Source organism: Streptomyces sp. NPDC005791, from assembly GCF_042871485.1.
In the GTDB taxonomy this organism is placed as follows: domain Bacteria; phylum Actinomycetota; class Actinomycetes; order Streptomycetales; family Streptomycetaceae; genus Streptomyces.
Map to the genome: position 1 here is coordinate 243,939 of NZ_JBIAIP010000007.1, position 26,204 is coordinate 270,142.

Sequence of the window (26,204 nt, forward strand, 5' to 3'; positions counted from 1 at the left end):
CACGATGTGAATCTGATCGACCAACTCTGCCTGATGCAGAGCTGGCGCGACCGTATGGCGGTCGTGGCGTCCCTTCGCCTCCGTCGTGGCGTCCTTCGCCTCTGGAGCGAGCGCCCGGCATCTACCGCAGTCCCGCGCGAAGAGGACAGCTCTCGGCAGCTCCCGTACGCTCCCGCACCCCGGTGCGGGAGCGTACGGGAGCACGGCCACCAGGCGGCAGAAAGGCATGGACCGTGGCGTCCACGGTCTCCGACCGCCCGGGATACGGGCAGTTGCTGCGCACCCCGGGTGCATGGACCTTCCTCCTGCCGGGCTTCGCCGCCCGGCAGCCCTTCGCGATGCTGACCATCGGCATCGTGCTCCTCGTGCAGCACACCACCGGCTCGTACGGCAGTGCGGGCGCCGTCGCCGCCGTCTCCGGCGTGTCCATGGCCCTGTTCGCGCCGCAGAGCGGCAGGCTCGCCGACCGGTTCGGCCAGCGCGCGGTGCTCCTGCCCGGCGTCCTGGTGCACGCCCTCTCCGTCGGCGCCCTCACGGCGCTGGCCCTGGCAGACGCACCCCTGTGGGTGCTGGCCCTGGCGGCGGTGCCCACCGGGGCCTCCATTCCGCAGATCGGGCCGATGGTGCGGGCCCGCTGGGCCGCACGGCTCGGCGCGGCCCCGGGCCGGCCGGCGTCCCCGCTGATGACCACGGCCGCCGCTTTCGAGTCCGTGACGGACGAGTTCACCTTCGTCGTCGGACCCGTGCTCGCGACGGCGCTGTGCACCGGCGTGCACCCGGCGGCCGGGCTGATCGCCGAGGCGGCGCTGACGCTCGTCGGCGGCCTCCTGTTCGCCGCCCAGCGCTCCACCCAGCCCACCACCCGGAGTGCCGCGTCCGCCGCCGAGCCGCACCGCTCGGCGCTCTCCGTACCGGGCGTCCGCGTCCTCGCGATCACCTTCCTGGGTATCGGCGCCGTCTTCGGCGGCATGCAGGTCTCCCTGACCGCGTTCTCCGAGGAGATCGGCCGGCCCGGTGTGAACGGGCTGCTGTACGGGGTCTTCGCAGCCGGCAACATGCTGGCCGGCATCGCCTGTGGTGCCATCGCCTGGAGGAGCAGCCCGCGCCGCCGGCTGATCGTCGGCTACGTGGCCCTGACGTTCACCGCGTCCGGGCTGTGGGCCGTGCACTCCGTGCCGCTGCTGGCGGGTCTCGGACTGCTGGTCGGACTGTGCATCGCTCCCGCGCTGATCAGCGGCTACACCCTGGTCGACGCACTGGTGCCCGCGTCCGCCAGGACCGAGGCCTTCACCTGGCTGACGGGCGCCGTGGCGCTCGGCCAGGCGGCGGCCGTCACGGTGGCCGGACAGCTCGCGGACGCCCATGGCGCGAGCACCGGTTTCGTGGTCCCGATGGCCGGCACGGCGCTGGCCCTGGCGACCCTGCTGGCCCTGCGTTCCCGGCTGACGCCGCAGCCCGGAGGACGGACGGTGGCACGTGGGATCGATCACCGCGAGCCGGTCACGGTGGACTGATCGCGCGGAATACGTCAGTATGGAGCGTCGTTAGCACTCATTGAGTGAGAGTGCCAGGAGGAGCAAGTGCCGACTTATCAGTACCAGTGCACCGAATGCGGCGAGGGCCTCGAAGCGGTGCAGAAGTTCACCGATGATGCCCTGACCGTGTGCCCGAACTGCGAGGGACGCCTCAAGAAGGTGTTCTCGGCCGTCGGCATCGTCTTCAAGGGATCCGGTTTCTACCGGAACGACAGCCGCGGCTCCTCGTCGAGCAGCACGCCGGCCTCGTCGTCGTCCTCCAAGGCGTCCGACTCGTCCGCCGGGTCGTCCTCGTCGGAGTCGAAGCCGAAGTCGGAGTCGAAGCCGGCCGCTTCGGCAGCGGCATCGTCGTCCTCGAGTTCTTCCACGTCGTCGAGCGGTACGTCGGCCGCCTGAGACCGCCCTCGTACACCACACGCTTCGCCCGGACCCCGCTGATCGACTCGGCGGGGTCCCGGTCGTGTGTGCCCGGTTAGTGTGACCACATGGTGAACGCAGAGACGGGTACAGCGGAAACGGCTACAGCGGAAATCGGTGTCATCGGCGGATCGGGCTTCTACTCCTTCCTGGAGGACGTGACCGAGATCCAGGTGGACACCCCGTACGGGGCGCCGAGCGACTCGCTTTTCCTGGGGGAGCTCGCGGGCCGACGGGTGGCCTTCCTCCCTCGTCACGGCCGGGGGCACCATGTGCCGCCGCACCGGATCAACTACCGCGCCAATCTCTGGGCCCTGCGCTCCGTCGGCGTACGCCAGGTCCTCGGCCCGTGCGCCGTCGGCGGCCTGCGTCCGGAGTACGGGCCCGGCACCCTGCTCGTCCCGGACCAGATGGTCGACCGCACCAAGGCCCGCACGCAGACCTTTTACGACGGTGTGCCCCTGGCCGACGGGACCGAACCGAACGTCGTACACCTCGGCTTCGCCGACCCGTACTGCCCCCAAGGACGCAAGGCGGCCCTGGCGGCGGCACGCGGACGCGACTGGGAACCGGTGGACGGCGGAACCCTGGTCGTGGTCGAGGGCCCGCGTTTCTCGACCCGCGCCGAGTCGCGCTGGCACGCGGCGATGGGCTGGTCGGTCGTCGGGATGACGGGGCACCCGGAAGCGGTGCTCGCCCGTGAACTGAACCTCTGCTACACGACACTGACGCTGGTGACCGACCTCGACGCGGGCGCCGAGGCGGGCGAGGGCGTCAACCACGCTGAGGTTCTGGAGGTGTTCGCGGCCAATGTGGACCGGCTGCGGTCGGTGCTCTTCGACGCGGTGGCCGCCCTGCCCGCGAACGAGGACCGCGACTGCGTGTGCGCGCACGCGCTGGACGGGATCGACACAGGGATCAAGCTGCCGTAGGACTCCGGCTTTCTGCCGGTGTCCGCGGCCGGCTTCCGCCGGCTCCGGCCGTCTCCCGCCGGCTCGTACGGGTGACCGGGTTTTCCACATCATGCGGGTCGTCCACAGACCGGAGCGGGATCTGTGCGGCAGGTGGATCGTGAGGGGGTCCGGCGGGAGATCCTCGTGGGGCGTCCACTCACGGCAGGTGGTGTCAGCCATGTCCTCTTCGGTGCCCGATTCACGTCCCACGCCTCCCGCACCGTGCGCGGTCCCGCTTTTCGGGCCGTTACGTGTGCGGGGCGGCGGCAGGCAACGACTCCGGCGGGTGCTGCGCGGACAGCGCCGGGCGCTGGCCGCGGGGTTCGCGCTGACCTCCGCCGTGCTCGCGGCGTCGGGGATGGGCGGTGAGGGAGGGGCGGCAGCCGTGCCCGGAGGCGCGCCACCGGGGCCTGAGCGGCCGGCCGTCCGGCTGGTGTCCGCTCCGGTGCGGATCGCCGACGCGGCCACGGTCGGGCTGCTGCGGCCGGGCGACCGCGTCGACGTGATCGCCGCGGTGGACGGGGCCACCGAGGCGAGGGTGGTGGCACGCGACGTTCGGGTGGCGAAGGTTCCGCGCGGTGCGGGTGACGGGCAGGCGTCGCTCCCGGAGGCCGGCGTCGGGGCGGACGCGGGAATCGGCGCCCTGGTGGTCCTGTCCGTGGAGCGGGACACCGCGACGGCCCTGGCGGGGGCGGGCGCCTCGGGGCGGCTCGCGGTGGCGGTGTCCCATGCCGCCTAGGGTGTGTTTCGAAAGTAGCGCCGTCCGCCCGAAGGGCGGGCCTGGCGGCGTCTGGTGCGTGCGATCGCAAGGCGGAGGGTCGCCCCGATACTGGATGTATCGGGGTGATCCCGACAACGCGGCGAGCGTGCGTGCCAGGCGTCGCCAGGCAGGCGGGACTTTCGAAACACGCCCTAGAACGCTTACGGCGTCGACACCGGTCGCTCAGTCGGCGGCCGGACCATGCGCGGCAAGCCGCACAGTCGGCCTTCCGGCCAGCCGCACGGTGAGCCGGAGCCCTCGCCGTCCTCCGGTGTCAGAGGTGATGGGGCGGTTTCTCGTCGAGGAAGCGCGCCAGATCGGCCGCGCCACCGCCGGCCGGAGCCCGCTCGCCCCACCCCTGATCCGTATCGTCCGAGGACTGCCGGTCCAGCGGATCGTCGAAGATCAGGGTCGGCGGCTTGGGCCGGGACTCCTGGGGCGGCCGCTCCTGCGGCGGCTGCGGCTTCGATTCTCGCGGTCCGGGGGTGGGGGCGGTACTCATACGTCCAGGGTACGGCCGGGCTCAGCGGTCCTTCGGATCGAGCAGCCACAGCCCCAGCACGACGAGGAACGACAGGCACAGGAAGCCGGCGCCCCACCATGCACGGCGCCACCGCACCCACGAGGAGCTGAACCCGACATGACCGAGGAACTTCCCGCCCCTGGCCCGATGGACGCGCTGACGGATGTGGCCGGGATCCGCGTCGGGCACGCTCGGGTGCCGGGCCGGACCGCCCTGACCGGGACCACCGTCGTCCTGGCCCCCGAGGGCGGGGCCGTGGCTGCCGTCGATGTACGCGGAGGGGGCCCCGGCACCAGGGAGACGGACGCGCTCGATCCGCGCAATCTGGTCCAGCGGATCGACGCGGTCGTCCTCACCGGCGGCAGCGCGTACGGTCTCGACGCCGCGTCCGGCGTGATGGCCTGGCTCGAGGAGCAGGGCCGTGGGGTCCCGGTCGGCGAGGATCCCTCACAGGTGGTGCCGGTGGTCCCGGCGGCCTGCCTCTTCGACCTGGGCCGGGGCGGTGACTGGCGGGCCCGCCCGGACGCGTCGACGGGCCGTGCCGCCGTGGAGGCGGCAGCCGCCTCCGCCACGGGCACCCGGGTCGCCGAGGGCACGGTGGGCGCCGGGACGGGAGCGGTGGCCGGGCAGCTCAAGGGCGGTGTCGGCACGGCGAGCGTGCGCCTGCCTTCGGGGGCCACGGTCGCCGCTCTGGCCGTCGTCAACGCGGCGGGTTCCGTCGTCGATCCGCGGACCGGGGTGCTGTACGGGGAGTACGGCGAGGGAGACCCGCCCGCGTACCCCACGCCCGCGGTGCACGACGCCGCGCGCCGGCGGCTGGCGGAGAGCCGGGGCGCGCGGGGAGACAAGGCGGAAGAGGCCGGCGATGTCTTCAACACCACGCTCGCCGTCGTCGCCACCGACGCCGACCTCACCCCGGCCCAGGCCCAGAAGCTCGCGGGCACGGCCCACGACGGGATGGCGCGCGCCATCCGGCCGGTCCACCTGCTCACCGACGGGGACACGGTCTTCGCGCTCTCCACCGGTCGGCGGCCACTGCCCCCGGAGCCCACCGCCGCCGCACTCAACGCCGTTCTGGCGGCCGGGGCCGACGCTCTGGCCCGCGCCATCGTGAAGGCCGTCCGAGCAGCCGAGGGCGTCGACGGCCCTGGAGGCTCGTTCCCCTCGTACAACGAGCTCTACGGCACGTCCTGAAGGAGCCGGGAACCTTTCGCACGGCGTCTCGAACAGGGCGGGAACTTTCTGCGTGCGCGGTACGTTTTTTGCGAACCCCGGTCACGATGTCAGACCCAGGGACTACGTTATGCACGCATCAGGTAACACGCGGCGACGGCCTGGAGACAGCACCTTGAGCGATCCGTACGAGACAACCGAGCAGCACCTCGAGCGACTCCTGCGATGCGCCCTCAACTCCTTCGACCTGTCCGATGCCACGGTCGACCGGCTCGGGACGGCACTGGCGCACAGCAGTGCCCTGCACTCGTCACACCACAGTGCGGTCCTGCACCGCGAGACCTACCGGCACAGCTATCTCCTCTCCGACGGCACCACGCTCACCCTGTGGGAGCTGGTGCACGGCGGCGCCAGGGAGGCCCCGTCCCCTGTCCGGCACGAGCTGTACGACGACGAGGGCGACGCACGGATCGCCGCCGCGCGCCTCACCGGCAGCTCCTGGGACGCACCCGCCCTCGGCGACGACAGCCTGCGGGAGGACCTGGAGGCGTTCACCCTGCTCCTGAGCGTCCCTCCGGCCCCACTCCCCCGCACGTACGCCCCGGACAATTCGGCGGACCACGCCCGCCGCGTCCTGCGTCGCGCGGAGAACGGCGACCGGCCGGGCGCCGGCACGGCAGGGCTGCTGCGTGCGGCGTTCGCCCACCACATCACCCAGGTCTTCGGCCGCCAGTACCGCGTTGACGGACGCGACGCCGGCTTCACGCTCTACGAGCACGCCTTCCTCCTCCTGGACGGCAGCGAAACGAGCCTGTGGGAGGTCGAGCACACGGCGACTCCGGACGGTCGCCACATGTGCGAGGTCTACGACGACGAGCAGACCGCACGCCTGGCCATGGAGAACCGCACCAGGATCTGCTGACCGTCCTCGCCTCACGCACGGCGCCCGGCCGGCACGGCCCGGAGGTTTCCGGGGCCGCGCCGGCCGGGCGCCGGAGGCGGTCCCCCCGTGACCGTCTACGGTTCAGCCGTTCAGCGCGGGCTCCTTCGAGAGCGGGCCGCCCTCGGTCCGCGTGGGCGGCAGGTCGTCCTCTCCGCCCTCCAGATGCACCTGGGGCCTGGCGGGCAGGGCGAACATCACGAGGAAGATCACCGCGAGCACCCCGGCCACCCACCACAGCGACTGCTGGAACGCGTCCACGAACGCCGCACCCATCGCTTCCGGCGGCAGCAGGTCGCTGATCGAGCCGAAGAAGACGACCGAGACGAGGCCGAGCCCCAGCGCGGTGCCCATCTGCTGCACGGTGTTGATCAGCCCGGACGCCGACCCGGAGTGCTCCTTCGGCACCCCTGAGAGCACCGCGTCCGTCAGCGGAGCCACGATCAGCCCCATGCCGACGCCCATGATGACGAGCGGGAGCGCCATCTGCCAGGGGCTGATGTCCAGTCCGTAACGCCCGGCCTCCCAGATGTAGAGCAGCAGCCCGGCGATCATCAGCAGCGCACCGGCCTGCAGCACCTTGCGGCCGAAGCGGGGCACCAGCTTCTGCACGGAGACCCCGGCGGCGCACGAGACGGCGATCGAGAACGGGATCCCCGTCGAACCCGCCCGCAAGGCGCTCCAGCCCAGCCCCATCTGCAGGTACAGCGTCCAGACCAGGAAGAAGATGCCCAGGGCGACACCGAAGGTCAACTGCACGGCGATGCCGGCGGCGAAGCTCTTCACCCGGAACAACGACAGCTCGATGAGTGGTGAACCGTCCCGGCTCGCCTTCCGGCGCTCGAACACCACGAGCGACGCGAAGACCAGGAGACTGGCAGCCATCGACACATGGCCCCACAGCGGCCAGTCCAGCTCGCGTCCCCGGGTCAGCGGGTAGAGCAGCATGAGGAGGCCGAGTGTCACCAGGGCCACACCGGTCATGTCCAGCCGGAGCGCCTTCGGCGCTTTGGACTCGCTGATGTACTTGCGCCCCAGCACCAGTCCGGCGATGCCGACCGGCAGGTTGATCAGGAAGATCGGGCGCCACTCGAGGCCGAAGAAATTCCACTCGGTGAGCAGCGCGCCCAGCAGGGGCCCGGACACCGCACCCAGCCCCACGATCGCGCCGAAGAGCCCGAAGACCTTGCCGCGCTCGTGCGCCGGGAAGGTGGCGTGCACGATCGACAGCACCTGCGGCACCATCAGCGCGGCCATACCGCCCTGCAGGATGCGCGAGGCGACCAGCATCTCCGGATTCACGGCGAAGCCGCAGAGCGCCGAGGCGATCGTGAAGCCGGCGATCCCGATGAGGAACAGCCGTTTGCGGCCGTGGATGTCACCGAGCCGGCCGCCGGTGATCAGACCGGCCGCGAAGGCCAGCGCGTATCCGGCGGTGATCCACTGGATCGATGTGAACGAGGCTCCGGTGTCCCGCGTGATGCTCGGGATGGCGATGTTGACGATCGTGACGTCGACCAGGTCCATGAAGGCCGCGGTCATCACGATCGCGAGTGCGATCCAGCGACGCCGGTCCGCCGGGTCCTGCGGCGTGGCCGGCCCTGTCGACGCCGTGCGGACGGCTGTCGTGGGCGGCAGAGATTCGGATGAGGACATGAGAGAAAGCTAGAGGCCCAACAGGTCAGGTATTGACCTGATGGACCGGCATTCTGGACCCATGACCGACACTCCGGCACGACTGCTGAATCTGCTGTCGCTCCTCCAGACACCGCGCGAGTGGCCGGGCAGCGAGCTTGCGGCGCGGCTCGACGTCACCCCGCGCACCATCCGCCGCGACATCGACCGGCTGCGCGAACTCGGCTATCCGGTCGAGGCCTCGCGCGGCTCGATCGGCGGCTACCGCCTGGTCGCCGGCACCGCCATGCCGCCGCTCCTGCTGGACGACGAGGAGGCGGTGGCCATCGCGGTGGGGCTGCGAGCCGGGGCCGGCCACGCCATCGAAGGCGTCGACGAGGCGTCCGTACGGGCCCTGGCCAAGCTCGAGCAGGTTCTCCCCTCGCGGTTGCGGCACCGGGTCTCAACCCTGCAGAACGCCACTGTGCCGCTCACTCGCGGCGACGGATCGACCATCGACCCCCGCACGCTCACGGTGATCGCCTCGGCTGTCACCGGGCGGGAACGGCTGCGCTTCGCCTACCGCTCGGGGGACGGCACCGCCTCCAAGCGGCGGACCGAGCCGTACCGGCTGGTGAGTACGGGCAGCCGCTGGTACCTCGTCGCGTACGACCTGGACCGCGAGGACTGGCGCACCTTCCGGGTGGACCGGGTGAGCGAGCCGTTCGCCACCGGGTCCCGTTTCACCCCGCGCGAGCTCCCCACCGAGAGCGGCGACGCGGAGGAGTTCTTCACCCGGTCGATGTCGCGCACGCAGCCCGAGCTGCGCCTCGACGTGACGTTCCGGGCCCCGGCGGGCTTCGTGACGGCACGGCTGCCCTCGACGCTGGGCCCGGTGGAGCCGACGGGTGAACGGAGCTGCCTGCTGCGCACGGTGTCCGCCGACTCGCTGGAGTGGGTGGCGCTGCGGCTGGCACTCGTGGACTGCGAGTTCGAGGTGCAGGGCCCGCCGGAGCTGGTGGAGCACCTGCGCGACCTGGGCTCTCGGCTGACTCGCGCCGCGTCACCCCGGCAGCGGACCGGCCATGGAGCAGATGAACCGGGGCGGACATGAACGAGCCCCGGCGCCGGGGGGGGTGGGCGCCGGGACTCGGCTCAGGGGACCGGAAAGGAGACCGGTCGTCGGGCCGGTGCGAACCGGCTTGATGGGGAGATTACGGGTTATCGGCTCACGCCGCAGCGTCAAAGCCCGTGTCGTGAGCCATTCGCTTCAATTCGAGCAATGCGTGCTTCTCGATCTGGCGGATCCGCTCCCGTGTCAGACCGTGCTGCTTGCCCACTTCGGTGAGGGTCCGCTCGCGGCCGTCCTCGATGCCGTAACGCATCTTGATGATGGAAGCGGTGCGGTTGTCGAGCTTGCCGATCAGGTCCTCGAGCTCCTCGCTGCGCAGCAGCGTCATCACGGACTGCTCGGGCGACACGGCGGAGGTGTCCTCCAGCAGGTCCCCGAACTGCGTGTCGCCGTCGTCGTCCACGGACATGTTCAGGCTGACCGGATCGCGGGCCCAGTCCAGGACGTTGCCGACGCGCTCGGCGTTGGAGTCGAGCTCGGCGGCGATCTCCGCGTGGTCCGGGTCGCGCCCGTTCTCACGGTTGAACTCGCGCTGCACCCGCCTGATCCTGCCGAGCTCCTCGACGAGGTGGACGGGCAGCCGGATCGTGCGGGACTGATCGGCGATGGAGCGCGTGATGGCCTGCCGGATCCACCACGTGGCGTACGTCGAGAACTTGAAGCCCTTGGCGTAGTCGAACTTCTCGACCGCGCGCACCAAGCCCGCGTTCCCCTCCTGGATCAGGTCGAGCAGGGGCAGCCCCGCCCTCGGGTAGCGCCTGGCCACGGCAACGACGAGCCGGAGGTTGGAGCGGATGAATATGTCCTTGGCGCGCTCGCTCTCGGCGACCAGCGCCTCCAGCTCCTCACGCTTCGCTCCGCCGGCGTCGCTCTCCACCACTCCGTCGAGGATCTGCTGGGCGAAGACGCCCGCCTCGATCGTCTGGGAGAGCTCGACCTCCTTGGCGGCGTCGAGCAGCGGTGTGCGAGCGATCTCGTCCAGGTACATGCCGACCAGGTCGCGATCGGCGATCTCCCCGCCCACGGCGCGAACACTGCTTGCCCGGTCGGTCCCGCCGGTGCTGGCGGACGAACGACGGGCGACGGCACGGGTTGCCATGCGTGCTCCCTTGCTGAGTAGGTCGCGACACCCTCCCGGGTGCCCTGCATCCGATGGAAACAACGACTGGAATCCGGACAGAATTCCCACGACGCGCATTCACTTTCGAGATCATGCAGTACCCTGTCCGGCGCCGGAGGAGGACAGATGCCACAGATACCCGCAGAAGTGCAGGTCAGGCCCGGCGTGGAGGCCGACCTACGCGCACTCACGGACATCTACAACCATTACGTCCTGGAGACCGCGCTCACATTCGACACTGCCTCCTTCACTCCGCAGGAGCGTCTGCCGTGGCTGCGCTCCCACCCGCAAGACGGCCCCCACAGACTCCTGGTTGCTCTGGACCCGGATACCCGCCACGACACGCCGCATGTCCTCGGGTACGCCACCAGCGGTCCGTACCGCCCGAAGGCGGCGTACAGCACCTCGGTCGAGGTGAGCGTGTATCTCGCCCCGGGTGCCACGGGCCGTGGCGTCGGCACGCTCCTCTACGAGGAGCTGTTCGAGGCGCTGGCCGGCGAGGACGTCCACCGCGCCTACGCCGCGATCGCGCGGCCGAACGAGCCGTCGGTCCGGTTGCACGCCGCCTTCGGCTTCCGCCACGTCGGCACGTACACGGAGGTGGGCCGGAAGTTCGGCCGGTACTGGGACGTGTCCTGGTACGAGAAGGTGCTGATCAGCCGAACTGGAGCGAGCGCTTCGCGAGACCCAGCCAGAAGCCGTCGATGACGCTGCGCGCCTGATCGAGCTCGCCCTCGGCCGCCCCGAGGGTGACGAACAGCGGCGCGAAGTGCTCGGTGCGGGGATGGGCCAGCCTGCCCGCGGGCGAGGCGTGCTCGAAGTCCAGCAGGGAGTCGATGTCCTGCGCCTGGAGCGCGCGGCGCCCCCAGTCGTCGAACTCCGCGGACCAGCCGGGGGTGCCCCCACCGGCGTGTCGCAGCGCCGCCAGGTTGTGCGTGAAGAAGCCGCTCCCGACGATCAGCACCCCCTCGTCGCGCAACGGGGCGAGCTTGCGCCCGATGGCCATCAGTTTCTGCGGGTCGAGCGTCGGCATCGAGATCTGGAGGACGGGGATGTCGGCAGCGGGGAACATCTCGACCAGCGGCACGTACGCCCCGTGGTCGAGGCCGCGGTCGGGGATGTCCTGGACCGGGGTTCCCGCACCGCGCAGCAGCTTGCGGACGTCGTCGGCGAGCTGCGGGGCCCCCGGGGCGGCGTACCGCACCTGGTAGTAGTGCTCGGGGAAGCCCCAGAAGTCGTAGACCAGTGGCACGGTCTCGGTGGCGCCGAGGGCGAGGGGGGCCTCCTCCCAGTGCGCGGAGACCATCAGGACCGCCTTGGGGCGCGGCAGCCCGGCCGACCAGGCGGCCAGCTCTCCGGGCCAGACCGGGTCGTCGGCGAGCGGTGGGGCCCCGTGGGAGAGGTAGAGGGCGGGCATGCGTTCCGCGGTGACTGTCATGGCACTCCCATTCCTCCGCCGATCAAGGTATGTGTGTTCCCTACAGGTACCGGGAACGGGCTACAGCGCGAGCACCGGAGATTCGGCAGATCGGTTCTTCGGGATCAGGTCCTTGAATCTTCAAGTTCCAACTACCGCAGACCTTAGCCCTATCTAGTTAAACTTTCAAGAAAAGGTCGTACAGTGGAGTACATGACCACGGCATCCCGCGGCGGGCCCCGGTGGCTCACCGACGAAGAGCAGGGCGTGTGGCGCGCCTATCTCCACGCCACCACGCTCATGGAGGACCACCTCGACCGCCAGTTGCAGCGCGACGCCGGCATGCCGCACGTCTACTACGGGCTGCTCGTCAACCTCTCGCAGGCCCCCCGGCGGCGTAAGCGCATGACCGAGCTGGCCAAGGATGCCAAAATCACCCGTTCCCGCCTCTCGCACGCCGTGGCCCGGCTGGAGAAGAACGGCTGGGTCCGCCGCGAGGACTGCCCCTCCGACAAGCGCGGCCAGAACGCGGTCCTCACCGACGAGGGCTACGACATGCTGGCGCGGTCCGCACCGGGGCACGTCGAAGCCGTGCGCCAGGCGATGTTCGACCGGCTCAGCCCCCAGCAGGTGCAGAGCCTCGGCGAGATCATGCAGGTCATCGCCACCGGCCTGCAGCCGGAGGGCACGGACGCGGATCTGCCCTGGCTCCGCTGAGCGGAACCAGGGCGGACCGGCTTCCCGTCGCCTCGCTCAGTGAGCGATGACCGGGATCTTGAACTCTTCCTCGGCGCCGTCCGACAGGCTTCCCGAGCCGTCGGCCGCGCCGGTGCCGGGGCGTCCGGTGTTGATCAGGGCCACCGCGATCGCGGAGGCGGCGACCAGGATGCCGACCGCCCACCAGATGGCACTGGAGAAGCCGGCGACCATGGCCTGCAGTTCGAGCAGCTTCGGGTCGCTCGCGCCGGCCGCGTGATCGGCGACGTACGCGGTGGTGGCACCGGCGGCGATGGTGTTGAGCAGGGCCGTACCGATGGCTCCGCCGACCTGCTGCGAGGTGTTCACCATCGCGGAGGCCACCCCCGCGTCACGCGGCTCGATGCCGTGCGTGGCGAGCGACATGGCCGGCATGAACGCCGTACCCATGCCCAGGCCGAGCAGCAGCTGGCCCGGCAGGATGACGGCTGTGTAGGAGGTGTTGATGTCCAGCTGGGTCAGCAGCAGCATGCCGATCGCCGCCACCAGGAACCCGGGGCCCATCAGCAGCCTCGGGGGGACCCGGGTCATCAGCCGGGCACCGATCTGCGTGGAACCGGTGATCATGCCGACGATCATCGGCATGAACGCGAAGCCGGTCTTGACCGGCGAGTACCCCTGGACCACCTGCAGGTAGTACGTCAGGAAGAGGAACAGCCCGAACATCGCGATGATGGCGAGGCCCAGCGAGAGGTAGACCCCTCCTCGGTTGCGCTCGGTCAGGACGCGCAGCGGCAGCAGCGGCGACTTCACGCGCGACTCGGTGACGACGAAGGCCGCAAGCAGCAGCACGGCCGCGACGAACATGCCGACGGTCAGCGAGTCCGACCAGCCGGCCGACTCGGCGCGGGTGAAGCCGTACACCAGCGCGACCAGGCCCAGGGTGGACAGGACGACGCCGGGGATGTCGAGCGGCGAGCGGTTACGGCCGCCGGCCGGCTCACGGATGACGAAGTAGGCACCGGCGGCGGCGATGATCGCGAACGGGATGTTGACGAAGAAGGTCCAGCGCCAGTTCAGGTATTCGGTGAGGAATCCGCCCAGGATCAGGCCGACCGCGCCACCGCCACCGGCGATGGCCCCGTAGATGCCGAAGGCCTTGGCGCGCTCCTTGGCGTCCGTGAACATCACGGCGAGCAGGGAGAGGGCCGCCGGGGCGAGCAGTGCGCCGAAGACACCCTGCAGTGCACGGGAACCGAACATCATCGCCTCGCCCTGCGCCGCACCACCGAGCGCGGAGGCGGCGGCGAAGCCGAGCAGGCCCACGACGAAGGTGCGCTTACGGCCCCAGAGGTCGGCGATGCGTCCGCCGAAGAGCAGGAGACCGCCGAAGGCGAGGGCGTAGGCGGTGATGACCCACTGCTTGTTGCCCTCGGAGATGCCCAGGTCGGTCTGGGCCGAGGGCAGGGCGATGTTCACGATGGTCGCGTCGAGCACGACCATCAGCTGGGCGAGGGCGATGAAGGCCAGCGCCTTCCAGCGACTGGGATCCGGAAGGGTTCCGGCTGTTTTGGACATGGGAGTAGCCACCTAAGGACACGAAGAGTTGCGGGGCCGGCGCGCGGGCCGGGAAGGGCCTGCGTACGAACCCGAAAAAGGGCGAGCGATACCGTGGCCGGACCCGCACGTCAGGTCCGGGCCGACTTCATAGGGCGGGTGGGGCCGCTGAGGGCTGAGGGTCTGTTGGGTCGGGTCTCCGGTGCGCGGGCGTCAGCGCCCGCCGCGAAGGTCCTCCAAGGTCGCCGCCGATCCGGGCAGTTCGGAGCGGGCCGGGGATTCCAGACCGTCCAGGAAGAGCTGCAGGTGGCGGTGGGTGAACCGGTCGATGTCCAGGCAGGCGATGCCGGGCAGCGGCCGGGTGAGCTGGGAGAGGGCGACGAGTACGTCACCGACGGCGATGTCGGTGCGCAGCCTCCCTGCGGACATGGCGCGCCCCACGAGCCCTTCGACGGCCTCTTCGAGGCGGCGGCGCTCGGTGAGCAGTTCGGGATGGGCGCTGTCGAAGCCGCCGGACAGCATCGGGCACAGGGCGCCGATCCGTTCGTCGGCCGCCGCGTGCACGAAGCGGCTGAGCGCGGCGAAGGGGTCGGACTCGGCCGCGACGGCCTCCTCCAGCCGGTCGGTGGTGCGGGAGGTGACGGCGAGGACCACCTCATGGATCAAGGCAGCCCGGTCGGGGAAGTTCCGGTAGAGCGTGGCGTTGCCGACTCCGGCCCGCCGTGCGACCTCGTCCAGCGGCACATCCGGCCCGAACTCGACGAACATCTCACGCGCGGCCGTCACGATCCGCTCCCTGTTGCGCAGCGCGTCGGCCCGCGGACGGGACATGCGACGCCGTACGGCGCAGGAGGCGGGTTCGGCGACGGACTCCACAGTCACGGCCCTTCCCTTCGATGTGGACGGCGGCCCTCCGGTACAACCGGGGACCGTGTCCCCGTTTCGCGAGGACACAGGTGCAAACGGGGAAGGGATCCCCGGTTATTTCCCGCCTCCATGTGACCTGAGTCACACGATGATGCCGAGGGAAACCCTCCATCGGCGCACCCAGCGAGCGGCCCCCCGCGTCCCGGACCAGGCTGATCGCCAGAGCGCAGTCGGGGCCGGCCGGCTGCCGCGGACCCCGAAGGCGCCGCCCCATGCAGCAGCCCCGCCACCGGATACGCGGACACCGTCACCCCCTCGCGCTCGCCGGAGCGACAGCCCTGGTCATCGCGACGACGGCTTCGGCCAGCTCCACCCTCCACGTCACCGGCCAGGTGGCCGCCGGGCCGGTGGCGGCGCCGCGCGGGACCGGCCTCGCGCCGTGCCGAATACCCACCGCCATGGGCGTACAGATGTCGGAGGGCATGCCCACATCTCCTGACTACGCGCGCTCCACCGGCCGGATCAAAGCGCTCAACCTGATGATCGACTTCCCCGACGCGCGGGCGCCCGAGCCGGCCGCCGACCGGCTCGCTGAGTTCTTCCCGCAGACCTCCGACTGGTTTCGCACCAGCTCCTACGGCCGGCTCTCCTACGTACCGGAAGCACCCGTGAAGGACTGGCTGCGGATGCCGCTGCCGTTCGCGGAGTACGGCATAGAGCGCGGATCACCGTACGAACCGGGCTACCGCGAGCTCGTCAAGGATCTGGTGGCCGTCGCCGACCCGAAGATCGACTTCTCGGCGTACGACCTGATCAACGTACTGGTCACCCCGAACGCCGGACCTTCCGCACTGGACACCGTCCTGTCCGTGACCTTCTCCGGCAACGACGACGCCCCGTCCGCCGACGGCATCCCGCTCGCCCACACGTCCTTCGTCTACAGCCGCCAGGACGACGGATCGGGCTCCTACGCGGAGACCGGCTACCGGGTCCTGCCCCACGAGAACGGCCATGTCTTCGGGCTTCCCGACCTCTACACGATGGAGGGCGGGGGCTCCGTGGGGCACTGGGACATCATGTCCGAGGACTGGGGGGCCAACAACGACCTCCTGGGCTGGCACAAATGGAAGCTCGGCTGGCTGGACGGCGATCAGGTCAGCTGCGCCGCCATGCCCGGCACCAGCGAGCACGTCCTCGGACCACTGGCCACGACGGGCGGCCCGAAGCTGGCCTTCGTACCGGTGAGCGCGCAGTCCGGCTACGCGGTGGAGGTCCGTACGGCGGACGGCAACGACGAAGCGGTCTGCCGGCCCGGCGTCCTCATCTACAAGGTGAGCTCCGACGTGGACACCGGTCAGGGGCCGGTCTCCGTCGAGGACAGCACCGAGGACAGCGGCGGCTGCACCCGGCGGCCGAACGTCCACGCCGAACTCTCCGACGCCCCGTTCGAACCGGGCGAGACGTTCAGCGACCGGGCCAACGGCATACGCATATCGGTGACGGGCAAGGACCCCGACGGGAACTACCGCGTACGCATCACCCGGCCGTGAAGCCTGGCCCCGGGCCCTCGCGCGCATGCTCCGCGTACTCCTGGACGGCGCCGCGCAGCTCCCGCTTGAGGACCTTGCCCGTGGCGTTGCGCGGCAGCGGCTCCCGTGTCACCAGCACATGGGCCGGGACCTTGAACGCGGCCAGACTCCGGCCCACGTGGGCCCGCAGGGCGTCCGCCGTGACAACGGCTCCGTGGCCCACCCGCACGACGGCCGCGACCTCCTCGCCCAGCACCGGATGCGGGACGCCGAGCACCGCCGCGTCCTCGACGTCGGGATGGCCGTACAGCGCGGCCTCGACCTCCACGCAGTACACGTTCTCGCCGCCCCTGATCACCAGGTCCTTGATCCGGTCGACGACGGCCACCCGCCCGTCCCGGACGACGGCGAGGTCCCCCGTACGGAACCAGCCCCCGGTGAACGCCTCGGCCGTCGCCGCCTCGTCGCGCCAGTAGCCGCGCACCAGGGACTGGCCGCGCAGCCACAGCTCCCCGGTCTCGCCCTCCGGGAGCTCCTCGCCCGCAGGACCGGCGACGCGCACCTCGGTGACCGGCGTCGGGGTGCCGACGGAGTCCGGGTGAGCCCGGTACGCGGCGCCGAAGTTGGCCAGCACCCCACCGCTGGTCTCGGTCAGGCCGTAGCCGGTGCGCGGCTCGATCCGTTCGCCGTACCGGGCCGTGAGCCGGGTGACCAGATCCGGCGGAGCCGCCGCACCGCCGGTGTTCAGCCCCGTCAGGCTCTCCAGGCCGCCACCCGCGCGGTCCGCCGCCGCGAGCAGTCGGAGCGCTGTGGCGGGGACGCCCGCGTAGTGGGTGACCGCGTGCCTGCGGATCAGCCGGTGGGCCTCGTCGGCGTCCCACCGGGGCATCAGGACGAGGGTGCCGCCGGACGCCATCGCCGCGTACAGGCTGGTGAAGGCGGCGACGTGGAAGAACGGGAACGTCATCAGGGTGACCGGCGCGGGCCCCTGGCCCGGGATGACCCCACGGCCCAGCGCCGAGGCCGCCGCCTGGTAGCGCGGGTTGAGGGCCGCGCCCGCCTGGGCGAGGTGGGTGGCCACGGCGCCCTTGGGCCGACCGGTGGTGCCGGAGGTGTAGAGGATCGTGGAGTCGTCCTCGGGCCGGATCTCCACCTCGGGCGGCGCGGCCGCCGGATCGGGCTCCGGCAGGTCCGCGTACCGCTCGGCGGCGACCCGGGGCGGCAGTTCCCCGTCCCCGTGGAAGACGACGAGGCGCGCCCCCGCGGTCCGGACCCGGTCCACGACCTTGGGCAGCTGCTCCGCGTCGACCAGCAGCACCTTCGGCTCGCAGTCGTCGAGGGCATGACCGAACTCCGCCTCGGTCCACCATCCGTTGAGCGGTACGGCGACGAGGCCGGCCAGCTGGACCGCCCAGAACGCGATCTGCCACTCGGGGTGATTCCGCATCGCCACCACGGCCCGGTCACCGGGGCGGAGCCCGTACACCTCGGTGAGCCGCCGGGCCAGCGAGGAAGCGGCAGCGAAGAACTTCCCGTACGACAGGACCCGTTCACCCGAGACGAGGAACGGCTGGTCGCCGTACGCCCAGGTGGGCTCCACGAACTCGCGGAGGGTGCGCGGCCCGTTCGCGTAGACGAGCGGCCCGTGCTCCGCCCGCACCACGGCGAACGGCGCCCCGGGGCGCGTCAACGACGCCTCGATACGGGCGAGCGCTGCCGGGTCGGGCGGACGGCTGGGGTCGTCGGTGTGCGGCACGAACGGCCTCTCCACGTACGGGGTCAGCGATCCGGCGACGCTATGCCCGCGCCCCGCCCTCGTCAACCGGTCGGGGCCGACCCCACGGGTGGACGGGCAGTCCGCGCTCCGCCCAGGCGGCGAAGGGGGTGGAGCACGGGACCACCCGCCCGGCGGTCAGGTCGTCATGAGGTGCTGGCGCCACCGAGAAGTGCTGTCACGAGCCGACGGGCATACGCGTCGTCCAGCCCGTCGGGGCGGAACAGGATGCGGTACATCAGAGGGGCGACGACATGGTCGATGATCCTCTCGGTGCCGGGCGCCTCCTCTCCTCGCTCGGTCGCGCGAGCGAGGATGGCCTCGATCTGATCGGCGGCATAGGCCGAGCACCGGTCGGCGTTGCCGCCGTCCGGTGCGCCGAGCAGGGCATCGCGAATGTACGCGCGGCCGGCAGGGGAAGCCATCTCGTCCAGGAACTGCCCGGCCCAGGCCTCGAGGTCGGGCCCGAGGGCTCCGTGGTCGGTGGGTGCGGCGTCGGGTCTCAGGCGTTCGACCGCCACATCGGACAGCAACTCCTGCAGGTCGCCCCAGCGACGGTAGATCGTCGACGGCGTCACACCTGCGCGCTGGGCGACCATCGGCACCGTCAGTGCATCCCGCCCCACCTCGGAGGTGAGTTCACGTACGGCGGTGTGCACTGCTTCCTGCACCCGGGCACTGCGCCCACCCGGACGCACCATCTGCCTGCTCATATACCGAACCTAAGGCTAAATCGTTGCTTTTGACAAGCCAGTGATCCGGTGATCGCCTCTCGCATGCGATCCGCCTGCCGCCCGCTCCGCCCACCGCCTCAAAAGCTAAAAGATTGCGTTAACCACCCCGTGCGCCTTATGCTCCCAAACGCTAATCCATTGCTTTTGGGTTGAGGGGGCATGACCCGTTCCGCTACACGTACTCGCTCCAGGCCCCGACCGCACGGCCGCGTCACGCCTTTCGTGCTGGACGCCTCCCTCCTGTACCTCCTGTGCCGAAGGGCAGGACCCACCCCCCAGGTACCCGACGACCTCCCGTAACGACGGACACCGAAGGACACGCTGACCATGAGCACTGCACCGACCCCCGCCGCCGCTCCCGCCTGGACCGTGGGCGACGTCACCGTCCACCGCATCGACGAGATCCTTCTGCCGCCCGTCACCGGACCGTGGCTGCTGCCCGGCGCCACCCCCGCTCTCGTGACCGCGCAGGACTGGCTGCAACCCCATTTCGCGGACGACCAGGGGATCCTCCACATCGACAGCCACAGCTTCGCCCTCACCCTCGGTGACCTGCGCATCCTGGTCGACACCGGCATCGGCAACGGCAAGCAGCGGGCCAACCCCGCCTGGCACAACCTGGACACGGGCTTCCTCCACGGCCTCACCGCCGCCGGATTCCCCCCGGACTCGGTCGACCTGGTGATCCTCACCCACCTGCACGCCGACCACGTCGGCTGGAACACACAGGAAGTGGACGGCAAGTGGGTTCCCACCTTCCCCAACGCCCGCTACCTGACCTCCCGCACCGAGCGGGAGTTCTGGGCCGGTCACGACATGGAGGAGGCGCGCGAGCAGATGTTCCGGGACTCGGTCGTCCCGGTGGAGGAGGCCGGGCTGCTCGACCTCGTCGACGTCCCCGCAGAGGGCGTCGAGATCACTCCCGGCCTGCGTCTGCTGCCCACCCCCGGCCACACGCCCGGCCACGTCGCCGTCGAGCTGACCAGCGACGGCCGGACGGCTCTGATCACCGGCGACTGCATCCACCACCCCGTCCAGCTCGCCCACCCCGCCATCGGCGCCTGCGTCGACATCGACCCGCGGCAGGCCGAGACCTCGCGCCGCTCGCTGCTCGACTCACTCGCCGACACGGACACGCTCGTCCTGGGCACGCACTTCGCACCGCCCACGGCCGGCCATGTCGTCACCCACCAGGGTGCTTACCGGCTCTCGCCCATGCCCGCCGACTCGCGCTGACCGGGCGACTGTTGTGACGGCCCCGAGACAGGCCATGCCCTTTCCGGCCGGCACGATGATCCGAGAAAACGGCCTGCCCGGCGCCCCCACTACCGAGGCGGAGGAGGATCCTGCAGGTCGCCCACGCGCGGGCACTCCCGTCCCCTGCACAGGGCCCCGCACACACAGCGCCCCCCGCGCGCCCAGTACGCCACCCGCTACACTGGCCGCGGCAGACCGGCCCTCACCGGTCGGTCGCCATCCTGTCCACGACATGCGTCGACAGATCCCGGCCTTCGTAGCTCAGGGGATAGAGCACCGCTCTCCTAAAGCGGGTGTCGCAGGTTCGAATCCTGCCGGGGGCACAGCGCGTTACCGCTCCGACCTGGGGTTTCTCCCCCCAGGGAGGGGTCTTACTCGGCCTCGGACTTCCCGTCCGGGGCCGTTTGCGTGAGCGGTGCGTGAGCGGACGGGGAGTCGCCGCCCCAATCCGTCCCCACGGATCAGCATCGTCCGGCACGGACTCGTCGGTCTCACCGAGCTGGGCGCCCGCTGCAGGCCCGCTGTCCTTGGAGGAGAAGTGCGCCCGCGGCACGAGCCGGGCCGCGGCCTCCGCGATCGCCAGATCCGCCTCGGGGAGCAGGCTCGTGCACGTGTCCGACGTGATGGTGATCGAGGAGTGGCCGAGCATCTCCTGGATGTCCTTCAGACCGGCACCGGCCGCGTGAACCAGCGTCGCGGCACCGTGACGGAGGTCGTGGAGCGGAATCCTGGGGGAGTCCGGGTGAGGGGTTGCGGTTGCCGCTGCGGCAGCTTCTACCGTCCTGAGCAGGGCCGGAGAAACCGGCCCGGTGACGCGATCGTGAGGGAGACAGCGATGGACTGGCCTATCGCGGAGGTCGCTCGGATGTCGGGCGTGACCGCCCGGACCCTGCGGCACTACGACGACGTCGGCCTGCTGCCGCCCGCCCGGGTCGGGGCCAACGGCCACCGCTACTACGAGGAGCACCAGCTGCTGCGGCTGCAGCAGATTCTCGTGCTGAGGGCGCTGGGCGTAGGGCTTCCCGAGGTCGGCCGGATCCTGGCCGAGCAGGTCGACGAGGTGGACGCTCTGCGTGGCCACCTCCGGCGGCTGCTCGCCGAGCGGGACCGGCTCGATGCCCTGGCCGGCACCGTCTCCCGCACGATCGCCGAACTGGAACAGTCCAGAAAGGACGGCAACCCCATGACTGTCAACCGACCGGAGAACCTGTTCGAGGGCATCCAGCCCTCCCAGTACCAGGAGAGCCTGCACGGCTTCCCCGAGCACGCCGAGGAAGTCGCCCGCAGGGTCGCCGTGATGACCCCGCAGGACATCGAGGCCGGACAGCGCGAGCGCACCGCGCAGATGATCCGGCTGGCGGAGCTGATGGCCGCCGAGCACCCGGCCGACGCCGAACCGGTACAGGCCGAGATCGACGCGCAGTACCGGGCCCTGACCCAGCTGCGGACCGTCTCCGCTGAGGAATACCGCGCCATCGGACGCTCCTGCGTGGACAACGACGCCTGGTGCGCCGCGTATGAGGCGATCGCACCTGGCCTGGCCGCTTACCAGCGCGACGCCATCGAGGCGTACGCCACCACTCGGCTCAGCTGACCCGGGAACCGGGCCGCCCCAAGGACCAGCCCGCGGAAGCAGGTGGCCCGCCCCACCGACAGGCTCACCTCGCCCGGCATCTCACTGCCGAGCGAGGTGCTGCCCGCCCTCATGAACATCGCCCCCTGCCCCGAGCGAGGGCCTTCCAACGAGCTGAACAATCGCTGCCCTCACTCGCGAGCAAAGCCAACCGGGTCCTGCGTGCTGAGCACGGGCCCCGGTGGCATGCTCGCGTTGTATCGCTCAGGCCGTGACAACACCTGAGAGAGAGCCGTCGCCGAGGGCACCTCGGAGCACGTGGGCGATCTCCTCGGGCTTGAGATCGATGCTGTCGATCCCCTCCACAGTCAGCGGGACCTCCTCCAGTGCGTATTCGCCCCGGCCCTGGGCACTGAACTCGGGCCCGGTGCGGTCATCGAAGGACCAGGTCGCAATGCGGGTGAGATAGAACAGCTGACGCTCATCGTCGGACTCCATCGTGTGGAGGAGGCGGACGATGTCCGCCTTCCCTGCGATCTCCTCGTGGATCTCCCGGTGAAGGGCAGCTTCCCGGGACTCGTCTTCGGCTTCGACACCTCCACCGGGAAGCACCCAGTACACGGGAACTCCAGGCTTGGTACGGCGGATGACCAGCATCGTGTCGTGCTCGGTGACGAGGACGGCTCGGACTCGTTCGATCATTCGGCTCTGTCTCCTTGCTTGTTGACGGTCTCAGTGCATCAGCCAGCCGCCATCGACGTGGACTGATTGCCCAGTGATGAACGATGCGGAGGGCCCGACGAGGAACGCCACGAGTGCCGCCACATCTTCGGGCCGCCCCCGGCGGGGTACACACTGGCGCTTGATCTGGTCCTCCGTGCTGGCGCGATGGCGGGCGGGGATCGCGGTCTCGGCCTCGACCTGGATGGCGCCGGGCAGGACCGTGTTGACGCAGACTCCGTACGGGCCCAGTTCACGAGCGAGGGATCGAGTGAGGCCCAGGAGTCCGCATCTCGGCACCACACCCAGCGCCTACCGAAGCACCTTCAGCGAAACCTGACGGCAAATCCGGGTTCCGTATCGGTTGTCCTGGGCAAAGACGGCCGGCACCTGCGAGCCTCCCTGCTGCGCTCGCAGAGCACTTCCGGACGTCTTAGCCTGAAATCAAGGGACCTCGAGCGCAAGGGAGCCCTGAGATGCACTTCGTCCTGCTCGCGACCCATGATCCCGAAGTCTGTCCGACCGCCAACGCGACGACGCGTGACCTGATGCTCAAGACCGCTCCCGACATGCCTAACCTCGCTCAGAAGGCAGGCGTCGACATCGTGGCCGGTCCCTTCGTCAACCGTGAGCACACGATCGTCGTGGTCGTGCGGTCCGACACGGCCGAGAATGTCGACCGCTTCCTGCTGGAGGCTCGCCTCCCTCACTGGAACCGCGTCCGCGTGCTGCCGTCGCTGACCATGGAAGAAGGTCTCGCCGACATCCAAGCGCATACGCCGATCTTCTGACCCGGCCTCAGGATGTGGCGGCGCTTCGGTGCGAGGGCCGACCCGTCGTCGTGCTGTCATGGTCGGCTCCCGTTCACCGCACGTACGAGGCCAGGAGCCGGCGGACCCGTTTCCGGTAGTGGTCTCGACCGTCCCGGGGCCGGGCCGGCAGCCGCGGTTGGGTTCGGGCGATGTCCAGGTGCGAGCCCAGGGCGGAAGCAGGGGCGCGCGCGGCGCGTGAGCGGCGCCTGATCCTGCCTGCGTGGCGGCGTGCCGCGCACCGACGTGGGAGTGCTGGGATGCTGTGAGGAGACAGCGCTGCCCGCACGCGAAGCTGACGGACAGGGTGGTGAGCGCCACGGCCGAGAACGACGACGACGCCCCGAGCCTCACCGTCCCGTGCGCCGACCCCCGTGGGGATCCGTTCCTGCGTACTCGGTTCGCCCTTCCCACGCGGTCGGCCACGTTCCTGCGGCGGCAGCGGCTCGTCGACCATCTCGACCACGGTCTCAGGACGCCGTTGACGCTGGTCAACGGCGCCGCCGGGGCAGGGAAGACCCTGTTGGCGGCCGACTGGGCCGACGGGCTGCGGGAGCCGGTCGCCTGGCTGACGGTCGAGGCCGGGGACCATCGGCCCGGGGTCTTCTGGGCCTACGTCTTCGAAGCGCTGCGTACCTGCGGGGCGCGGGTGACCGGCGTCGCCGGAGCTCCTGCGGACTCCGGCGGCGTAGGACGCGGGTTGCTGACCTCGCTCGCCGCCGAGCTGAACGCCCGCGACCGCCCCGTGGTCCTCGTGCTCGACGAGTACGACCGGATGACCGCCCCCGAGGTCGCGGAACAGCTGGACTTCGTCCTGCGCCACTCCGGACAGGGACTGCGTCTCGTCCTCGTCACCCGCATCGAACCGCTGCTTCCGTTGCACCGTTACCGGGCCGCCGGCGAGCTGACCGAGATTCGCGGCGCCGAGCTGTCCTTCACCACCGCTGAAGCAGACACGCTGCTGCGACTGCACGGACTGCGCCTGCCCGTGGACGCCGCGTCCGCCCTGGTGGAGCGCACCCAGGGCTGGGCTGCCGGGCTGCGCCTGTCCGCTCTGGCGGCCCGGGAGAGCACCGACCCCGAGCGTTATCTGAAGGAGTTCGAGGCGGGTCACAGCACGGTCGCGGACTTCCTGCTGGCCGAGGTACTCAGGGGCAGGACGCAGGAGACCCAGGACCTGTTGTTGCGCGTCAGCGTCCTGGACCGGTTCTGTCCCGGCCTGGCCGACGCCCTGACCCTGCGGACCGACGCCGAACCCCTCCTGGCCGGGCTGCACCGTGAGAACGCGTTCATCGAGCGGCTCGGGCACTCCTGGTACCGGATGCACCCGCTCTTCCGGGAGATACTGCGGGCTCACCTGCGCGAACGCATGCCCGGTGTGGAGCCGGAACTGCACCTGCGGGCCGCGCGGTGGCTGCGCCGTTCCGGCTTCCTCGCGGAGACGCTCACCCATGGCGCCGCCGGCGGCGACTGGGATCTGGCCGCCGGCGCCCTCGTCGACGACCTCGCGATCGGCCAGCTGTTCACGGGCCTGCGCTCGGACGCTCTGGCTCAGCTCTTCGCCGGAATGTCGCCCGAAGCCGGAAGCGCGGCGAGCGACCTCGTGCGGGCGGCCGGCGCCCTGGCCCGGCGCGACCTCGATCATGGCCTGGTCCGCCTGCGGCGGGCACAGGAGCAGCTGTCGGACGCCGACGGCTCTCCCGGCCCGGCAACGGCACGGCTGAGCTGCGCGCTGCTGGAAGCGCTCGCCGCCCGGCTCACCGGATGTCCGCCGAGGGCCGAGCAGGCCGCTGTGGCTGCCGAGGAGCTCCGACGGGACGTACCGGACCGCCTGCTGGACGAGCACCCGGAACTGACCGCGCTGCTGATGACACATGTGGGTTCCGCGCGTCTGTGGGAAGGGCGTTTCGAGGACGCGCGCGCCCTGCTCACCCGCGTGGCCGGGGCGGTCCCGAGCGGGGCCGCCACCGTCCTGCCCCGTGCGGAGTCGATGGGGCACCTGGCCCTGCTCGACTACCTGAACGGCTGGCTCGGCCGGGCGGAGCGCAGGGCCCTGGCCGCGGTGTCGGAGGGGGAGCGTGCGGGCCTGCCGAAGCCTCCCGGTGCGGGCCTCGGCCGACTGGTCCTGGCCGCGGTCGCCGTGGACCGCCAAGAGCTGGCTCGGGCCCGGAGCCTGCTCGACTCGACGGCCGGGCTTCCGGCGCGGGAGCACGATCCGGTGGCGACGGCGGGGCGGGCGCTCGTCGCGTCGCGCCTTCTCCTCGACAGTGGCGACCTGTGCGCCGCCGTCGAGACGGCGGCGCCGGACGTATCCGCGGCCGTGGTGTCCCCCTGGGCGGAGAGCCACGCGGCAGTCGTCCGCGCTGCCGCGCGTCTGGCCGAAGGACGGCCGGACGAAGCCGTGCGGTTTCTTCACGGCGTCTCGGGCGACCAGCCGGTGTGCGCCGTGGAAGCGGCGGCGATCCAGATCGCCGCAGGACGCCCCCAGGCCGCCATCGACCTGCTCGGCACCATCCGTGCCGAGGAACGCACCGGCCCGGTGGTGAGGGTGGGTGCGACGCTGGTGCGGGCCCGGTCGGCGCAGGAGTCGGGCGACTCGGCCACCGCCCGCGCGCTCGTCACGCGGGCCCTTCTCGATGCCCGGCGCGAGCGCCTTCGGCGGCCCTTCCTCCGAGCTGGGGACTGGATCAAGCCGCTGCTGGCCACGGACTCGCTACACGAACTGGCCCAGGACTGGCTCGCGACCGACCGACCGCGGCGGCGGCACGGTGAACGACTCAGGACCGCACCTGGTCCCGCACCCCTGGTGGCGGTGGAGCTGAGCACACGCGAGCGCGACGTCCTGCGCCGGCTGGCCCGCATGATGACCACGGAGGAGATCGCAGCCGACCTGTACGTGTCGGTCAACACGGTGAAGACCCACCTCAAGAGCGCGTACCGGAAACTGGCCGTGAACCGGCGCAGCGACGCCGTACACCGGGCGCGCGACCTCGGCCTGCTGTGACAGGGCACCTGAGGTGCGTGCGCCCTGCTCGCGGCAAGCGTGCCGGGGCGGCCTTCCCCCGTAAGGGGTGAGGCACAGGGCGCCGCAGTCGGCTCCGATG

General features: G+C 70.9%; 24 protein-coding genes, 1 tRNA gene and 1 pseudogene. 15 read left to right on the forward strand and 11 right to left on the reverse strand.

What is annotated here, in order from left to right; translation table 11 throughout:
- Positions 1 to 233: 233 nt before the first annotated feature.
- The 4 genes from ACFYSH_RS16425 to ACFYSH_RS16440 all read left to right on the forward strand — a co-directional run bounded on the left by ACFYSH_RS16425 (position 234) and on the right by ACFYSH_RS16440 (position 3,644).
- Positions 234 to 1,514: an MFS transporter gene (locus tag ACFYSH_RS16425; RefSeq protein ID WP_388753130.1), complete on the forward strand. Its 1,281-nt coding sequence runs from the start codon at positions 234 to 236 to the stop codon at positions 1,512 to 1,514.
- A 66-nt stretch (positions 1,515 to 1,580) separates the two neighbouring features.
- Positions 1,581 to 1,931 carry an FmdB family zinc ribbon protein gene (locus ACFYSH_RS16430; RefSeq protein ID WP_359476173.1) on the forward strand — a complete coding sequence of 117 codons (351 nt, stop codon included), beginning with the start codon at positions 1,581 to 1,583 and terminating at the stop codon, positions 1,929 to 1,931.
- 89 nt (positions 1,932 to 2,020) lie between these two features.
- Entirely contained in the window at positions 2,021 to 2,884 is an 864-nt protein-coding gene (locus ACFYSH_RS16435; protein ID WP_388753133.1) for an S-methyl-5'-thioadenosine phosphorylase, read from the forward strand.
- Between the two features lie 199 nt (positions 2,885 to 3,083).
- Positions 3,084 to 3,644: an RcpC/CpaB family pilus assembly protein gene (locus ACFYSH_RS16440; protein WP_388753136.1), complete on the forward strand. Its 561-nt coding sequence runs from the start codon at positions 3,084 to 3,086 to the stop codon at positions 3,642 to 3,644.
- A 295-nt stretch (positions 3,645 to 3,939) separates the two neighbouring features.
- On the opposite strand, the gene ACFYSH_RS16445 is transcribed toward ACFYSH_RS16440, so the two are convergent.
- Positions 3,940 to 4,167 (reverse strand): hypothetical protein, encoded by a 228-nt coding sequence (locus ACFYSH_RS16445; protein ID WP_359470109.1) that lies wholly within the window; start codon positions 4,165 to 4,167, stop codon positions 3,940 to 3,942.
- Positions 4,168 to 4,305: 138 nt separating this feature from the next.
- Here ACFYSH_RS16445 and ACFYSH_RS16450 point away from each other — a divergent pair, with 138 nt between their 5' ends.
- Both ACFYSH_RS16450 and ACFYSH_RS16455 read left to right on the forward strand, forming a co-directional pair.
- On the forward strand, positions 4,306 to 5,382 hold the full coding sequence (locus ACFYSH_RS16450; RefSeq protein ID WP_388753139.1) for a P1 family peptidase: 1,077 nt from the start codon (positions 4,306 to 4,308) through the stop codon (positions 5,380 to 5,382).
- Positions 5,383 to 5,536: 154 nt separating this feature from the next.
- On the forward strand, positions 5,537 to 6,283 hold the full coding sequence (locus ACFYSH_RS16455; protein WP_359470114.1) for a DUF6227 family protein: 747 nt from the start codon (positions 5,537 to 5,539) through the stop codon (positions 6,281 to 6,283).
- Positions 6,284 to 6,385: 102 nt separating this feature from the next.
- Here ACFYSH_RS16455 and ACFYSH_RS16460 read toward each other — a convergent pair whose 3' ends face one another.
- Entirely contained in the window at positions 6,386 to 7,957 is a 1,572-nt protein-coding gene (locus ACFYSH_RS16460; RefSeq protein ID WP_388753142.1) for an MFS transporter, read from the reverse strand.
- A gap of 61 nt (positions 7,958 to 8,018) precedes the next feature.
- On the opposite strand from ACFYSH_RS16460, the gene ACFYSH_RS16465 reads away from it, so the two are divergent.
- Complete coding sequence (locus ACFYSH_RS16465) at positions 8,019 to 9,029, forward strand: YafY family protein (RefSeq protein WP_359470119.1); 1,011 nt, start codon at positions 8,019 to 8,021, stop codon at positions 9,027 to 9,029.
- 115 nt (positions 9,030 to 9,144) lie between these two features.
- On the opposite strand, the gene ACFYSH_RS16470 is transcribed toward ACFYSH_RS16465, so the two are convergent.
- Positions 9,145 to 10,146: a sigma-70 family RNA polymerase sigma factor gene (locus ACFYSH_RS16470; RefSeq protein ID WP_359470122.1), complete on the reverse strand. Its 1,002-nt coding sequence runs from the start codon at positions 10,144 to 10,146 to the stop codon at positions 9,145 to 9,147.
- 147 nt (positions 10,147 to 10,293) lie between these two features.
- On the opposite strand from ACFYSH_RS16470, the gene ACFYSH_RS16475 reads away from it, so the two are divergent.
- The gene (locus ACFYSH_RS16475; RefSeq protein ID WP_388753145.1) at positions 10,294 to 10,875 is read left to right on the forward strand and encodes a GNAT family N-acetyltransferase; all 582 of its coding nucleotides are present in this window, start codon (positions 10,294 to 10,296) and stop codon (positions 10,873 to 10,875) included.
- Here the strand turns inward: ACFYSH_RS16475 and ACFYSH_RS16480 are convergent.
- Positions 10,823 to 11,605, reverse strand: a complete 783-nt coding sequence (locus tag ACFYSH_RS16480) for a class III extradiol ring-cleavage dioxygenase (protein WP_359470127.1) — start codon at positions 11,603 to 11,605, stop codon at positions 10,823 to 10,825. The genes ACFYSH_RS16475 and ACFYSH_RS16480 overlap by 53 nt on opposite strands.
- A gap of 183 nt (positions 11,606 to 11,788) precedes the next feature.
- On the opposite strand from ACFYSH_RS16480, the gene ACFYSH_RS16485 reads away from it, so the two are divergent.
- Positions 11,789 to 12,301 (forward strand): MarR family transcriptional regulator, encoded by a 513-nt coding sequence (locus tag ACFYSH_RS16485; RefSeq protein WP_359470130.1) that lies wholly within the window; start codon positions 11,789 to 11,791, stop codon positions 12,299 to 12,301.
- Between the two features lie 36 nt (positions 12,302 to 12,337).
- Here ACFYSH_RS16485 and ACFYSH_RS16490 read toward each other — a convergent pair whose 3' ends face one another.
- Both ACFYSH_RS16490 and ACFYSH_RS16495 read right to left on the reverse strand, forming a co-directional pair.
- Complete coding sequence (locus ACFYSH_RS16490; RefSeq protein WP_359470133.1) at positions 12,338 to 13,858, reverse strand: MFS transporter; 1,521 nt, start codon at positions 13,856 to 13,858, stop codon at positions 12,338 to 12,340.
- 192 nt (positions 13,859 to 14,050) lie between these two features.
- On the reverse strand, positions 14,051 to 14,668 hold the full coding sequence (locus ACFYSH_RS16495; protein ID WP_388753325.1) for a TetR/AcrR family transcriptional regulator: 618 nt from the start codon (positions 14,666 to 14,668) through the stop codon (positions 14,051 to 14,053).
- 308 nt (positions 14,669 to 14,976) lie between these two features.
- On the opposite strand from ACFYSH_RS16495, the gene ACFYSH_RS16500 reads away from it, so the two are divergent.
- The gene (locus tag ACFYSH_RS16500; protein WP_388753149.1) at positions 14,977 to 16,254 is read left to right on the forward strand and encodes a M6 family metalloprotease domain-containing protein; all 1,278 of its coding nucleotides are present in this window, start codon (positions 14,977 to 14,979) and stop codon (positions 16,252 to 16,254) included.
- Here ACFYSH_RS16500 and ACFYSH_RS16505 read toward each other — a convergent pair.
- Entirely contained in the window at positions 16,241 to 17,989 is a 1,749-nt protein-coding gene (locus tag ACFYSH_RS16505) for a class I adenylate-forming enzyme family protein (RefSeq protein WP_388753152.1), read from the reverse strand. The genes ACFYSH_RS16500 and ACFYSH_RS16505 overlap by 14 nt on opposite strands.
- A 164-nt stretch (positions 17,990 to 18,153) precedes the next feature.
- Positions 18,154 to 18,720 (reverse strand): TetR/AcrR family transcriptional regulator, encoded by a 567-nt coding sequence (locus ACFYSH_RS16510; protein ID WP_388753155.1) that lies wholly within the window; start codon positions 18,718 to 18,720, stop codon positions 18,154 to 18,156.
- 348 nt (positions 18,721 to 19,068) lie between these two features.
- On the opposite strand from ACFYSH_RS16510, the gene ACFYSH_RS16515 reads away from it, so the two are divergent.
- Together ACFYSH_RS16515 and ACFYSH_RS16520 are read left to right on the forward strand one after the other, a co-directional pair.
- A complete protein-coding gene (locus tag ACFYSH_RS16515) occupies positions 19,069 to 19,977 on the forward strand; it encodes an MBL fold metallo-hydrolase (RefSeq protein ID WP_388753158.1) in 909 nt (302 codons plus the stop codon).
- A gap of 271 nt (positions 19,978 to 20,248) precedes the next feature.
- A tRNA-Arg gene (locus ACFYSH_RS16520) sits at positions 20,249 to 20,321 on the forward strand.
- A 353-nt stretch (positions 20,322 to 20,674) separates the two neighbouring features.
- Here the strand turns inward: ACFYSH_RS16520 and ACFYSH_RS16525 are convergent.
- Positions 20,675 to 20,947 (reverse strand): annotated as a pseudogene (locus ACFYSH_RS16525) (hypothetical protein); the annotation flags it as partial.
- Here ACFYSH_RS16525 and ACFYSH_RS16530 point away from each other — a divergent pair.
- Entirely contained in the window at positions 20,834 to 21,592 is a 759-nt protein-coding gene (locus ACFYSH_RS16530; RefSeq protein ID WP_388753161.1) for a MerR family transcriptional regulator, read from the forward strand. The pseudogene ACFYSH_RS16525 and the gene ACFYSH_RS16530 sit on opposite strands and share 114 nt — an antisense overlap.
- A 243-nt stretch (positions 21,593 to 21,835) precedes the next feature.
- On the opposite strand, the gene ACFYSH_RS16535 is transcribed toward ACFYSH_RS16530, so the two are convergent.
- Together ACFYSH_RS16535 and ACFYSH_RS16540 are read right to left on the reverse strand one after the other, a co-directional pair.
- The gene (locus tag ACFYSH_RS16535; protein WP_388753164.1) at positions 21,836 to 22,273 is read right to left on the reverse strand and encodes an NUDIX domain-containing protein; all 438 of its coding nucleotides are present in this window, start codon (positions 22,271 to 22,273) and stop codon (positions 21,836 to 21,838) included.
- 30 nt (positions 22,274 to 22,303) lie between these two features.
- Positions 22,304 to 22,594 (reverse strand): SDR family oxidoreductase, encoded by a 291-nt coding sequence (locus ACFYSH_RS16540; RefSeq protein ID WP_388753167.1) that lies wholly within the window; start codon positions 22,592 to 22,594, stop codon positions 22,304 to 22,306.
- 173 nt (positions 22,595 to 22,767) lie between these two features.
- On the opposite strand from ACFYSH_RS16540, the gene ACFYSH_RS16545 reads away from it, so the two are divergent.
- Both ACFYSH_RS16545 and ACFYSH_RS16550 read left to right on the forward strand, forming a co-directional pair.
- Positions 22,768 to 23,082, forward strand: coding sequence for a hypothetical protein (locus tag ACFYSH_RS16545; protein WP_388753170.1), 315 nt, complete (start codon positions 22,768 to 22,770; stop codon positions 23,080 to 23,082).
- Between the two features lie 328 nt (positions 23,083 to 23,410).
- The gene (locus ACFYSH_RS16550; RefSeq protein WP_388753173.1) at positions 23,411 to 26,104 is read left to right on the forward strand and encodes a LuxR C-terminal-related transcriptional regulator; all 2,694 of its coding nucleotides are present in this window, start codon (positions 23,411 to 23,413) and stop codon (positions 26,102 to 26,104) included.
- The last annotated feature ends 100 nt before the right edge of the window (positions 26,105 to 26,204 follow it).

Coding starts and splice junctions, on each gene's coding strand:
- ACFYSH_RS16435 (WP_388753133.1), top strand. CDS start 2,021: ATGGTGAACGCAGAGACGGGTACAGCGGAAACGGCTACAGCGGAAATC.
- ACFYSH_RS16440 (WP_388753136.1), top strand. CDS start 3,084: ATGTCCTCTTCGGTGCCCGATTCACGTCCCACGCCTCCCGCACCGTGC.
- ACFYSH_RS16445 (WP_359470109.1), bottom strand. CDS start 4,167: ATGAGTACCGCCCCCACCCCCGGACCGCGAGAATCGAAGCCGCAGCCG.
- ACFYSH_RS16450 (WP_388753139.1), top strand. CDS start 4,306: ATGACCGAGGAACTTCCCGCCCCTGGCCCGATGGACGCGCTGACGGAT.
- ACFYSH_RS16460 (WP_388753142.1), bottom strand. CDS start 7,957: ATGTCCTCATCCGAATCTCTGCCGCCCACGACAGCCGTCCGCACGGCG.
- ACFYSH_RS16465 (WP_359470119.1), top strand. CDS start 8,019: ATGACCGACACTCCGGCACGACTGCTGAATCTGCTGTCGCTCCTCCAG.
- ACFYSH_RS16470 (WP_359470122.1), bottom strand. CDS start 10,146: ATGGCAACCCGTGCCGTCGCCCGTCGTTCGTCCGCCAGCACCGGCGGG.
- ACFYSH_RS16475 (WP_388753145.1), top strand. CDS start 10,294: ATGCCACAGATACCCGCAGAAGTGCAGGTCAGGCCCGGCGTGGAGGCC.
- ACFYSH_RS16480 (WP_359470127.1), bottom strand. CDS start 11,605: ATGACAGTCACCGCGGAACGCATGCCCGCCCTCTACCTCTCCCACGGG.
- ACFYSH_RS16490 (WP_359470133.1), bottom strand. CDS start 13,858: ATGTCCAAAACAGCCGGAACCCTTCCGGATCCCAGTCGCTGGAAGGCG.
- ACFYSH_RS16495 (WP_388753325.1), bottom strand. CDS start 14,668: ATGTCCCGTCCGCGGGCCGACGCGCTGCGCAACAGGGAGCGGATCGTG.
- ACFYSH_RS16500 (WP_388753149.1), top strand. CDS start 14,977: ATGCAGCAGCCCCGCCACCGGATACGCGGACACCGTCACCCCCTCGCG.
- ACFYSH_RS16510 (WP_388753155.1), bottom strand. CDS start 18,720: ATGAGCAGGCAGATGGTGCGTCCGGGTGGGCGCAGTGCCCGGGTGCAG.
- ACFYSH_RS16515 (WP_388753158.1), top strand. CDS start 19,069: ATGAGCACTGCACCGACCCCCGCCGCCGCTCCCGCCTGGACCGTGGGC.
- ACFYSH_RS16530 (WP_388753161.1), top strand. CDS start 20,834: ATGGACTGGCCTATCGCGGAGGTCGCTCGGATGTCGGGCGTGACCGCC.
- ACFYSH_RS16535 (WP_388753164.1), bottom strand. CDS start 22,273: ATGATCGAACGAGTCCGAGCCGTCCTCGTCACCGAGCACGACACGATG.
- ACFYSH_RS16545 (WP_388753170.1), top strand. CDS start 22,768: ATGCACTTCGTCCTGCTCGCGACCCATGATCCCGAAGTCTGTCCGACC.